The sequence below is a fragment of the Brotocaccenecus cirricatena genome (assembly GCF_020687045.1).
Taxonomy (GTDB): Bacteria; Bacillota; Clostridia; order Oscillospirales; family Oscillospiraceae; genus Vescimonas; species Vescimonas cirricatena.
On the sequence record NZ_JAJEPW010000003.1, the window covers coordinates 101,350 to 112,500 of the forward strand.

General features: G+C 61.9%; 13 protein-coding genes. 3 read left to right on the forward strand and 10 right to left on the reverse strand.

The features are described 5' to 3' along the window. Nucleotides 1-8: 8 nt before the first annotated feature. The 6 genes from LKD37_RS02210 to LKD37_RS02235 all read right to left on the reverse strand — a co-directional run bounded on the left by LKD37_RS02210 (nt 9) and on the right by LKD37_RS02235 (nt 4,143). Nucleotides 9-1,208 (reverse strand): FprA family A-type flavoprotein, encoded by a 1,200-nt coding sequence (locus tag LKD37_RS02210; protein ID WP_302927749.1) that lies wholly within the window; start codon nt 1,206-1,208, stop codon nt 9-11. A gap of 113 nt (nt 1,209-1,321) precedes the next feature. Continuing rightward, nucleotides 1,322-1,867 (reverse strand): hypothetical protein, encoded by a 546-nt coding sequence (locus tag LKD37_RS02215; RefSeq protein WP_302927750.1) that lies wholly within the window; start codon nt 1,865-1,867, stop codon nt 1,322-1,324. An 18-nt stretch (nt 1,868-1,885) separates the two neighbouring features. Beyond that, nucleotides 1,886-2,422 (reverse strand): hypothetical protein, encoded by a 537-nt coding sequence (locus tag LKD37_RS02220; protein WP_302927751.1) that lies wholly within the window; start codon nt 2,420-2,422, stop codon nt 1,886-1,888. Between the two features lie 18 nt (nt 2,423-2,440). Then, nucleotides 2,441-3,007 (reverse strand): hypothetical protein, encoded by a 567-nt coding sequence (locus LKD37_RS02225; protein WP_302927752.1) that lies wholly within the window; start codon nt 3,005-3,007, stop codon nt 2,441-2,443. A 17-nt stretch (nt 3,008-3,024) separates the two neighbouring features. Further along, nucleotides 3,025-3,570, reverse strand: a complete 546-nt coding sequence (locus tag LKD37_RS02230; RefSeq protein WP_302927753.1) for a hypothetical protein — start codon at nt 3,568-3,570, stop codon at nt 3,025-3,027. A gap of 18 nt (nt 3,571-3,588) precedes the next feature. Continuing rightward, nucleotides 3,589-4,143, reverse strand: coding sequence for a hypothetical protein (locus LKD37_RS02235; protein ID WP_302927754.1), 555 nt, complete (start codon nt 4,141-4,143; stop codon nt 3,589-3,591). A 200-nt stretch (nt 4,144-4,343) separates the two neighbouring features. On the opposite strand from LKD37_RS02235, the gene LKD37_RS02240 reads away from it, so the two are divergent. Next, nucleotides 4,344-6,119 carry an ABC transporter ATP-binding protein gene (locus LKD37_RS02240; RefSeq protein WP_302927755.1) on the forward strand — a complete coding sequence of 592 codons (1,776 nt, stop codon included), beginning with the start codon at nt 4,344-4,346 and terminating at the stop codon, nt 6,117-6,119. A gap of 98 nt (nt 6,120-6,217) precedes the next feature. Here LKD37_RS02240 and gap read toward each other — a convergent pair whose 3' ends face one another. The 4 genes from gap to LKD37_RS02260 form a co-directional block, all read right to left on the reverse strand. Next, on the reverse strand, nt 6,218-7,249 hold the full coding sequence (gap, locus tag LKD37_RS02245) for a type I glyceraldehyde-3-phosphate dehydrogenase (RefSeq protein WP_302927756.1): 1,032 nt from the start codon (nt 7,247-7,249) through the stop codon (nt 6,218-6,220). A gap of 312 nt (nt 7,250-7,561) precedes the next feature. Further along, complete coding sequence (locus LKD37_RS02250) at nt 7,562-8,146, reverse strand: hydrolase (protein ID WP_302927757.1); 585 nt, start codon at nt 8,144-8,146, stop codon at nt 7,562-7,564. 57 nt (nt 8,147-8,203) lie between these two features. Then, nucleotides 8,204-8,737, reverse strand: a complete 534-nt coding sequence (locus tag LKD37_RS02255) for a ferritin-like domain-containing protein (RefSeq protein ID WP_302927758.1) — start codon at nt 8,735-8,737, stop codon at nt 8,204-8,206. A gap of 55 nt (nt 8,738-8,792) precedes the next feature. Beyond that, nucleotides 8,793-9,776, reverse strand: coding sequence for an AEC family transporter (locus tag LKD37_RS02260; protein WP_302927759.1), 984 nt, complete (start codon nt 9,774-9,776; stop codon nt 8,793-8,795). Nucleotides 9,777-10,034: 258 nt separating this feature from the next. On the opposite strand from LKD37_RS02260, the gene LKD37_RS02265 reads away from it, so the two are divergent. Together LKD37_RS02265 and secG are read left to right on the forward strand one after the other, a co-directional pair. Continuing rightward, nucleotides 10,035-10,700 carry a DUF2461 domain-containing protein gene (locus tag LKD37_RS02265; protein WP_302927760.1) on the forward strand — a complete coding sequence of 222 codons (666 nt, stop codon included), beginning with the start codon at nt 10,035-10,037 and terminating at the stop codon, nt 10,698-10,700. 163 nt (nt 10,701-10,863) lie between these two features. Next, entirely contained in the window at nt 10,864-11,118 is a 255-nt protein-coding gene (secG, locus tag LKD37_RS02270; protein ID WP_302927761.1) for a preprotein translocase subunit SecG, read from the forward strand. The last annotated feature ends 33 nt before the right edge of the window (nt 11,119-11,151 follow it).

Consider the following 11,151-nt stretch of genomic DNA (forward strand, 5'->3'; position numbering starts at 1 on the left):
ACAATATATTACGCCTTCACGCTTTCGGCCAGCTGCGCGGCCATGCGCTCCAGGTCCTCCTGCTGCCCCTGGCGCAGGGCGGAGCGGAGGGTCACGGTGTCCGCCGCCGTCTCCCAGTTCAGGGGCTCCAGCAGCTTCTGCATCCCCCGGGCGCTGGTGGGGGCCCAGGAGCCGTTTTCGATATACGCCGCCCGGCGGCCCTTGAGGCCGTGGGCCGTCAGGTCGTGCAGCAGGTTCTCCATGGTGACGAACACGCCGCCGTTATAGGTGGGAGCCGCCAGCACCACATGGCTGAAGCGGAAGGCCGCCGCCAGGATATAGGACGCCGGGGTGACGGAGGTGTCGAACATCTCCACCTGCACCCCCTGCTCCCGCAGGCGGCAGGCCAGGATGTTGGCGGCGTTCTCCGTGCCGCCGTAGACGGAGGCATAGGCGATGACCACGCCCCGTTGCTCCGGCTCATACCGGCTCCACAGGTCGTATTTGCCCAGGATGTACCCCAGGTCCTGCCGCCACACGAAGCCGTGGAGGGGCAGCAGCATCTGAATGTCCAGCCCGGCGGCCTTTTTCAGCACCGCCTGGACCTGGGTCCCGTATTTGCCCACGATGTTGGTGTAATACCGCCGGGCCTCGTCCAGATAGTCCCGGTGGAAGTTCACCTCGTCGGCGAACAGCGCGCCGTTCAGGGCCCCGAAGGTGCCGAAGGCGTCCGCCGTCAGCAGGAGCTTGTCCGTCTCGTCATAGGTCATCAGCACCTCCGGCCAGTGGACCATAGGCGCGGCCACAAAATGCAGGGTGTGCCGCCCGGTGCAGAGGGTGTCCCCCTCCTTCACCACGCTGACGCGGCCCTCGTACCCGGGGCCGAAGAACTGGGCCAGCATATTCCTGGCGGCGGCGGAGCACACCACGGTGGTCTCCGGGTGCCGGGCCAGCAGGTCCCGGATGTCGGCGGCGTGGTCCGGCTCCATATGCTGCACCACCAGATAGTCCAAAGCCCGGCCTCCCAGCCCGTGGGCCACGTTTTCCAGAAAGCTGCGGCACACGGAGACGTCGGCGGTGTCGAACAGCACCGTTTTCCCGTCCATCAGCAGATAGCTGTTGAAGGAGATGCCCCGGGGCACGTCATAGACGCCCTCGAACATAGCCAGGCGGCGGCCGTCGGCCCCCACCCAGGTGTAATCGTCATTGACCTTTCTTGTGCAGAACATCAGAAAACCCCTCTTTCCCTATTTTATCCGTTCTATTATAGCCTCTTTCCAGCAAAAATTCTGTGTTATATGCAACACTTTCGCAAAAAATGCGCCCCGCCGGGGCGCATTTTTCAGGCTTCGTTCAGGTCGATGATAACGTGGCACGCCGTCCGCAGCGCATCCTCCACATACGCCGCGTCCTCCTCCGGCAGGGTCACATTCTCCGGATAGTACAGTTGGATGATGTACTCGCTGCCGTCGATACACAGCTGCGCCATATAGAACCCCTGGTTCCGGAACAGGTACACCGGCACATAGCGGTACACGTCCCACGGGGACGGCAGATCCCCCACAACGCCGGTGACTCCCACGGAGACCTCTGCGTTGAAGGCAACGCCGCCGCGCTCCATGGTGCCGGATATGGCAAAGCCGCTGACCTTGGCCAGCCGGGAGGGGCCGTCCATCCGGAGCTGACGCTCCGTCACCGTCCACGGCAGCAGTTTTTCCCCGGGAACCCGGATATCCGTTTTCTTTTCCACCGTGTCCCGCAGCTGCTCATAGCTTTTCGCCGGTTTCATCCGGGTGGGATTCACCGGCCAGACCATAACGGCGTACACGATCACGCCCACCATGGCCAGCAGCACCACCAGCAGGACGATTTTTGCAGCTTTTTTCATGGCAGGACTCCTTTCCCGTTACGAATACAGGTCAATGATGTCGTGGCAGGCGGCCAGCAGCAGACCGTCGAAATAGTCGGTCACGTCCTGGGACGCATCCTCTGGGAGATACACCCGCGCGGAGTATTCATTGCCCCGGATATTGAATATGTACAGCATCGCCTGCTCTCCCGTGGACCGGCAAATGGGTACCGTCCGGTAATTTTCCAGCAGCGGTATTTCCCCGGAAACAGAGGAGTGGTCCTCCAGGCCCACCAGCTCCACAAAGCAGGACGCATCGCCCCGGGACACATGGCCGCTGATCAGGAAGCCTCGGGCCTTGCTGGTTCTGCCGCGTCCGTCCAGCTCCTCCCCATAGGTCACATCGTGCCAGGGCAGAATATCCTCCGGCGGCGCCAGCAGCTCGGTCTGCGCCAGGTCCTCCCGCAGCTGCGCGTAGCTATCCACGTTTTTCTTGGGTTGGGGATATATCGGCCAGGTCAGCACAGTATACACGATCCCGCCCACCATGGCCAGCAGCACCACCAGCAGGACGATTTTTGCAGCTTTTTTCATGGCAGGACTCCTTTCCCGTTACGAATACAGGTCGATAATTTCGCGGCAGGCGGCCAGCAGGAGGCCGTCGAAGTAGTCCACGGCATCCTGGGGAATCGTCTCCTCCGGCGGGGCCATCATCCCCATGCTGTAGGTATAGCTGTGGCCGTCGATCACAAAAAACAGCCGCAGCCCATCCTCACTGCACTCCCGGTAAATGGGCACATGCTTGTAATTCTCCCGCAGCGTCGGATATTCCTCGTGCTTCTCCGTATTTCGTAACGCCAGGATGTACACCGGGTATGTGGTCCCGTCATAGATAACTTTCCCGGCCATATCCCAGCCGGTGGGCCGGGCGAAGCGCCTGATGCTGGACAGATAGATGCTGTACTCCTCCTGCTTCCAGGGCAGGATATCCTCCGGCGGAGCCAGGACCCCCAGCTTTTTCGCCGTCTGGCTCAGCTGCTCATAGCTCTCCGCCGGCTTCTGCAAGGACGGGTGCACCGGCCAGCAAAACACCAGGTCGTATAGGACGACTCCTGCCACAACGGCCAGAATCACCAACAGGACGATTTTCCGGACCTTTTTCCCGTTTTTACGTTTCATTACAGCAATCTCTCTCATCACTGATACAAATCCACCACCGTGTGACACGCCTCCAGCAGGAGGCCGTCGAAGTAGTCCACGGCATCCTGGGACATCTTCCCGTCGGCGTACACCGTGACGGTGTATATATGGCCGTCAATGCTCAAGAAATACAGCACCGAATCGTCCCACGCGTCCCGGTAAATGGGCGTCATCCGATAGTTTTCCCGCAGCGAGATCTCCGCGCGCCACTCGAAGCTCCATTTCTGAGACTCGAAGATCTCCGCCCTGTATGACGCACCGCCGTATTCCACGGTCCCCGACATCAGAAAAGCCTTGGGCTTACTCAGCCGGTCCCGGCCATCCAGCTCCTGACTGTAGAACGTTTCCACCCATGGCAGGACGTTCTCCGGAGGGACCAGCACACCCGTCTTTTCCATATCCTGCCGCAGCTGCGCGTAGCTATCCACGTTTTTCCGGGGTTGGGGATATATCGGCCAGGTCAGCACGGTATACACGATCCCGCCCACCATGGCCAGCAGCACCATCAGCAGAATAATTTTCTTCCCGGTTCCTCGCTTCATGGCACGTCTCCTTTCCCGTTACTGATACAGATCCACCACCGTGTGGCACGCCTCCAGCAGGAGACCGTCGAAATAGTCCACGGCATCCTGGGGCATCTTCCCGTCGGCGTACACCTGGACGGTGTATATATGGCCGTCAATGCACAAGAAATACAGCATCGAATTGTCCGATGCGTCCCGGTAAATGGGCGTCATCCGATAATTCTCCCGCAGCGGGACCTCCATGCTCCGGTCGTAGTTCCATTCCCGAGACCCGTAGAGCTCCGTCCAGTATGACGCACCGCCGTATTCCACGGTCCCCGACATCAGAAAAGCCATAGGCTTACTCAGCCGGTCCCGGCCATCCAGCTCTTGACTGTAGAATGTTTCCACCCATGGCAGGACGTTCTCCGGAGGGACCAGCACACCCGTCTTTTCCATATCCTGCCGCAGCTGCGCGTAGCTATCCACGTTTTTCCGGGGTTGGGGATATATCGGCCAGGTCAGCACGGCGTACACAATTCCGCCCACAATAGCCAACAGTGCCACCAGCAGGAGGATTTTTCCGATCTTCTTTCCGGTTCTTCGCTTCATGACAGTACCTCCTTTTCAGTATTTTACCACATCCCCGCTTATATTGCAAGTAGTATTCGCAATTCGCCGACACTGTGTCGGTTATCCGGTCATTCTGCCGTTTAGGCCCTGTCAGATTTGCCCAATCTGACGCTTGGTTTGACTTCCCCCGCGGACGATGATATAATAAAGTATTAAGTTTTTTGGCGGGAGGTGGACATATGCAGGAGGAACGGCAGCCCATGGGCTCGGAGTCCCTGGGGACGCTGCTGCGCAGCTGGCGGGACGGCACATTTTCCGAGATATGGGCCGACTGGAAGTGGATCTGGGGCTATACAAAGCGTTATCGCCGGGCGGTGTGGTTCTACACCATCCTGGGGGTAGCCAGCTCCACGCTGGGCCTGGTGTCCGCCGTGGCCAGCAAATACTCCATCGACATCATCACCGGCTATGACAGCGACCGGCTGTGGTTCGTCATCACGGTGATGGTGGCCTCGGCCCTGGTGGGGCTGCTGCTCAGCAGCGTCACCTCCCGCATTTCCACGAAAATCTCCCTGCGGGTGAACAACGACATCCAGGCGGAGGTGTTCGACCGGCTGCTGGGAGCCGACTGGAAGTCCCTGAACGATTTCGCCAGCGGCGACCTGCTCAGCCGCCTGTCCACCGACGCCGGAGCCGTGTCCTCCAGCGCCATCCGGTGGCTGCCGGACCTGGTGGTAAGCGTTTATACCTTCATCGCCACCCTGGCGGTGATCCTGCACTATGACTGGATCATGGCCCTGCTGGCCCTGGCCAGCGCTCCCTTCCTGCTGCTGACCTCCCGCCGCCTGATCCGGGGCATGCGCACCCACCAGCAGGAGGTGCGCCAGGTGGGAAGCCGCCTGATGTCCTATGAGACGGAGACGCTGCACAACCTGGACGCCATCAAGGGCTTCGGCATCACCGGCCGCTACGGCGCCGGACTGCGGCAGCGGCAGGAGGAGTTCCGCCGGGCCAGCCTGGATTACAACCTGTTCAGCATCCGCACGGAAATTCTCATGTCCGTGCTGGGCTCCGCTGTGCAGATGGCGGCCTTCGGCTACTGCCTGTATCTGCTGTGGTCGGGGAAGATCCTGTACGGCACCATGACTCTGTTCCTGTCCCAGGGTACAAAGCTCAGCTCCGCCTTCAACGCCCTGGTGCGGACGGTGCCGTCCTTCCTCAGCGCATCGGTGTCCGCCCGGCGCATCCGGGACCTGTTCGCCCTGGAGCCGGAGCCGGTGCTGCCGGACGACGGCCTGGACCGGCAGGCATCCCGGGGCTTTACCGTGGCGGCGGAGGGCGTCAGCTATGGCTATGCGCCCCGGCAGCTGGTGCTGACCCGGGCGGACTTCCGGGCCGCGCCCGGGGAGACCGTGGCCCTGGTGGGTCCCTCCGGCGGCGGCAAAACCACCACGATCCGCCTGCTGCTGGGGCTGGTCCGGCCCCAGGAGGGCCGGGCATATCTGCAGGCCGCCGATGGGCGGCAGGTGGAGATGAACGCCGGACTGCGGCGGTATTTCTCCTATGTACCCCAGGGGAACACCCTGCTCTCCGGCACCATTGCCGACAATCTGCGGATGGTGAAGCCCGACGCCGACGACCGGCAGCTGCGGGAGGCCCTGGAGGCCGCCTGCGCCTGGGATTTCGTCTCCGCCATGGACGGGGGGCTGAACGCCTCCGTGGGGGAGCATGGCCACGGCCTGTCCGAGGGGCAGGCCCAGCGCATCGCCATTGCCCGGGCCCTGCTGCGGGACGCGCCGGTGCTGCTGCTGGACGAGGCCACCAGCGCCCTGGATGTGACCACCGAGCGGACCATCCTGCGGAACCTGGCCGCCCGCTACCCCCACAAGACCTGCATCGTCACCACCCACCGGCCCACGGTGATCTCCCTGTGCCGCCGGGTGTATCAGGTGTCCGGCGGCCGGATGGAGCTGCTGGACAATGACCGGGCCCAGCGCCTGGCCATGGACTTCTGAAAAAATATTCCGGAACCGGTCAGGTTCCGGAATATTTTTTCAGACTATCCAAAAAGCAGCAGAGCCTTCGCTCTGCTGCTTTTTTCTGGAAAAACGATTTACTGATTCAGGGCGGCCTGATCCACGTCGTACATATGCTGCAGCATACGCACCACCATGTTGCTGTAGCCGAACTCGTTGTCGTACCAGGCGATGAGCTTCACGAAGTCGTGGTCCAGCATGATACCGGCCTTCTCATCGAACACGCAGGGGCAGGGATCGGCGATCAGGTCCGTGGACACCACCTGGTCGGTGGTGTAGCCGATGATGTCCTTCATATACGTCTCGGAGGCATGGCGGACGGCATAGCAGATCTCGGCATAGGTGGTGGTCCGGGACAGCCGGGCGGTCAGGTCCACCACGGACACGTCGGCGGTGGGCACACGGAAGGCCATGCCGGTCATCTTGCCCTTCAGGCTGGGGATCACCCGGCCCACGGCCTTGGCCGCGCCGGTGGAGGTGGGGATGATGTTGTTGAGGATGGAGCGGCCGGTGCGCCAGTCGCTGCCGCCCCGGGAGTCCACGGCCTTCTGCTTGGCAGTGGAGGCGTGGATGGTGGACATCAGGCTCTGCTCGATGCCGAACTCCTGGTGGATGACCTTGGCCAGAGGGGCCAGGCAGTTGGTGGTGCAGCTGGCGTTGGAGACGACCATCATGTCCGGCTGATACAGCTCGCTGTTGACGCCGTATACAAAGGTGGGAGTGACCTCGTCCTTGGCGGGAGCGGTCAGCAGAACCTTCTTGGCGCCGCCCTTGAAGTGGCGGGAGGCCTTCTCCGTGGTGTTGTTGGCGCCGGTGGACTCGATGATGTACTCCGCGCCGCACTCACTCCAGGGGATCATGGCGGCATCGGACTGGCTGAACACCCGGATCTTGTGGCCGTTGACCACCAGGTCGCCGCCCTCATGCTCCACGGTGCCGTTGAAGCGGCGGAACACGGAGTCGTATTTCAGCAGATAGACCATATAATCCACGTCTGCTTTCCGCAGGTTGATGCCGCAGACCTCATACTTATCGGGCTGCTCCGCCAGAATGCGCAGGACCACGCGGCCGATGCGGCCGAAACCATTGATACCGATCTTGATAGCCATAATTTGTTCCCTTTCTATATCCGCCCCCAGGGGGCGGTCTTTTTGTTCCGTTTATATTATACCAAATGGGCCCGGTTCATGTCTCCCATTTTTGTGCAAAATGGTGCACAAGATTCCAGGGAACTTTTCGTGACTTTTGAACATCCGGAACAAAAAAATCAAAAATATCCGCCAAATATTCCATACATTTGAAACCTTTTTGACAAGTTTTGCAGCAAAAACCGAGGGCGCAGACGCACCCCCGGAGAACCGGCGAAAAGGGCCCGTTATGGCAAGCCGCCCGGCGGCTGCCGGGCGGCTTTTGGATCAATGTTACAGATTTTCCATGGCGGCGTTGACGGCGTCCTCACAGCTGCACATGGCCAGGATGGTTTTCTCCATCAGTTCCTCCAGGGTCCAGCCCAGGCGGTCGGCCCCCTGCTGGATCACGTCCCGGGAGCACCCGGCGGCGAACTTCTTGTCCTTGTACTTCTTTTTCAGGCTCTTGACCTCCATGTCCTGGCAGCTCCTGCTGGGACGCATCAGAGCCGTGGCCCCGATGAGGCCGGTCAGCTCGTCGGCGGCGAACAGGACCTTCTCCATCAGATGGGTGGGCTCCACATCGCAGCAGATGCCATAGCCATGGCTGCACACGGCGTGGATCAGGTCGTCACCGCAGCCCGCTTCCCGCAGAAGCTCCGGCGCCTTCTGGCAGTGCTGTTCCGGCCACTGCTCAAAGTCGATGTCGTGCAGCAGGCCCACCGTGGCCCAGAAGTCCGCCTCCTGGCCATAGCCCAGCTCCTGGGCATACCAGCGCATGACTCCCTCCACCGTCAGGGCATGCTGAAGGTGGAAAGGCTCTTGATTATACTTCCGCAGCGCCGCCAGCGCCGTCTCCCGGGTGATGCATTCTCTCATGCGCGCACATACTCCTTTGTATCGGGATGATTTGCCTGAATTGTAGCAGTGTTTCCCTTAAAATGCAAGAATATTCTGCTCCAGCAGGCCTAACAGCTGCCGGGCGTGGCAGTCCTCCTCCCGGCTCAGCTCCCGGAACAGCCCCGCCAGGCACGGGTCCCCCACGCTTCGGGCGGCCTGATCGTATTGCCGGGCGGCGCAGACCTCCTGATGATACCGCTGCCGCAGCAGCTGCCGCCAGGGCAGCGTCTCCCCCGGCCCCGACGCCAGCGCCGGGCGATAGCACTGGCCGCAGGCCAGGTAATACACCGCCAGCAGCCGCCGGGCGTGTGCTCCCTCCCGTTCGGCCATCCGCTGCATCATCCGCCGGGCGGCGGGATTGGGCGCCCGCCGGGCGGCCTCCAGATAGGCCCGCCGGTCCCCCAGCTCCCCTTCGATCATCTCCTGCAGACCCTTCAGATCCGGGGCCGGGGCCGCCGGGCAGTCCGTCGCCTCCTTCTCCTCCGGATACGGGTCCAGCTCCGGCGACACCCGCCGCCATACCCGGCGGCAGCTTTCGTAATCCAGGGCATTCCGGTCCGTCTGGTCCATGTGATCCCCTCCTTCTCCCCCATTCTATGCCGGCGGGAGAAAAAGAGTTCCGTCCTCACATCACGCCCATGGCCCGCAGGCCTGCGGCGAAACAGAAGATGGTGACCATGGACAGCGCCGAGCTCCAGGCCACCACCTGCTGGGCCAGCTGCTCGTCTCCGCCCATCTCCTGGACCATCACCGCGCTGGTCACCGCCACCGGCGAGCAGAAAATGGCCACCACCGTGGGCATTTCCTCCGCCGTGATGCCCAGCGGATCCCGCAGCAGCACCGCCAGGGTCAGCACGATCCCCGGCACCACCACCAGGCGCATGGCCACCGCCGCCGTGATCTTTTTCCACAGGCCCTGCACCGCGTCGAACCGCAGCCGGGCCCCCAGGATCACCAGTACCAGCGGCGAGGCCGCCCGGGACAGGTCGCCGCACACCTTATAGACGGAGGGCAGGGTCTGCGGCAGGTCGAACACCGACGGCGCCAGCTGCCGCAGCAGCACCGCCGCAAAGCCCGCCAGAGCGCCCAGGATCAGAGGGTTCTGGAAAATGCGCCGCACCTCATCCCGCCAGGACAGGTTTTTTTCCTCGCTGTAGGCCGTCAGCACCAGCACCGCCAGCACGTTGAACACCGGCACGCACACCGAGGTCACCAGGGACGCGAAGATCAGCGCCTCCTCCCCGCCCAGGGCGCTGGCCAGGGGGATGCCCATGATTACCTGGTTGGCCCGGAAGGTGGCCTGGGCGATGACCGCCCGCTGGCCCCGGTCCCGGGCAAACAGCGGGGCCGCCGCCACACCCAGGCCCGCAGCCCCCAGGATGCACGCCACGATGAAGCCCAGCAGCCGCCAGTTCAGCACCGACAGATCCTCGATGGCGTATACGTTTAAAAACAGCTGCACCGGCAGCAGCACATGAAAGCAGAAGCCGTTGAGCTGGCGATAAAAATCGTCGCTCCACCGGCCCGCCCGCCGCAGGCCGCAGCCCAGCGCCATCATCAGCAGCAATGGCATAATGGCTCGCCCGGCGTACAAAAAGATATCCAGCATGGTGTTCTCCTCGGTAAAATCTTCTCCGCTTCCCGTTGACACAGGCGGAGAATCTGATATAATAGACGTGAAAGGGCGCTGCGACAAGCGGTCAGCCCTGTAAGTGAATTAAGCTTCTAAAAAAGAAACCGTCACTTGGCAGAGTGGCGGTTTCTGCGTTCTGCGTTAGTATAGCACGCGGCATTTTGGATTGCAACTTGCAAAATATCGCCCCAGGGTTTACACTGTACCCAAACCCAACGCAAAGGAGAATACCGTATGTTTCAGGGATACAGCCAGGAAACCGTGGATTTTATGTGGGGCATCCGCTTCAACAATGAGCGCGGCTGGTTCCTGGCCCACAAGGACGACTATCAGCAGCACCTGCTGGCCCCCACCCGGGAGCTGGGCCAGGCGGTGTACGAGGGGCTGTCGGCGGCCCTGCCCCAGGAGCCGCTGATCCTGAAGGTCAGCCGCATTTACCGGGACGCCCGGCGGCTCCACGGTCAGGGACCCTACAAGGACCATCTGTGGTTCTGCGTCCGCACCGGGGACCAGGACTGGACCGGCCGCCCTACCTTCTATTTTGAGATCGCCCCGGACTATTACAGCTATGGCATGGGCTTCTGGGCCGCTTCCGCCGCCACCATGACCCGCTATCGCCAGCAGATCGACCGGGACCCCAAGACCCTGGAGAAGCTGGTGCGCCAATTTGACCGCCAGCAGGTCTTTCAGCTGACGGGACCGGACTATGTCCGCAGCAGAGGCCAGGTCAGCGACCTGCTGCGCCCCTGGTATCAGAAGAAGTCCCTGACCCTGTCCCACGAGGTCCCCCTGGACGAGAGCCTCTATTCCCCGGACTTCGCCTCCCGGGTCACGGAGGACCTGAAGACCCTTCTGCCCTTCTATCGCTACTTTGCCGCCCTCTGCGCCGCGGCGGAATAAGGCACCGCCGTCCCATCGCCACAGGTGCTTTTCGGGAATCGTGCAGAGCGGGACGGAAAAAATCGCGGTTTTCCTCTTGAAATCCCGGCGGGATTGTGGTAGTATAATGCGTACTATGAGAAAAGTGCCCCCAGAGGGCTGAAATTTTGGAGGGAGTTCCGTTATGAACGCTGTCTTGATTGTTATCACCGTGGTCCAGCTGCTGGTGGCGCTGGCCCTGATCCTCATCGTCCTGTTCCAGTCCGGCAAGAGCCAGGGCTTGTCCGGGGCCATCGGCGGCATCGCCGATTCCTATATGAGCCGCTCCAAGGCCAAGAGCATGGACGCCAAGCTGGCCCGCTGCACCAAGTGGGTGGCCGCCGTGTTCGTGGTGCTGACCCTGGTGCTGGACTGCATGGTCGCCGCCGGCATCAAGTAAATCGCGATAATCTCCGGGGGGCGCAGCCGCGTC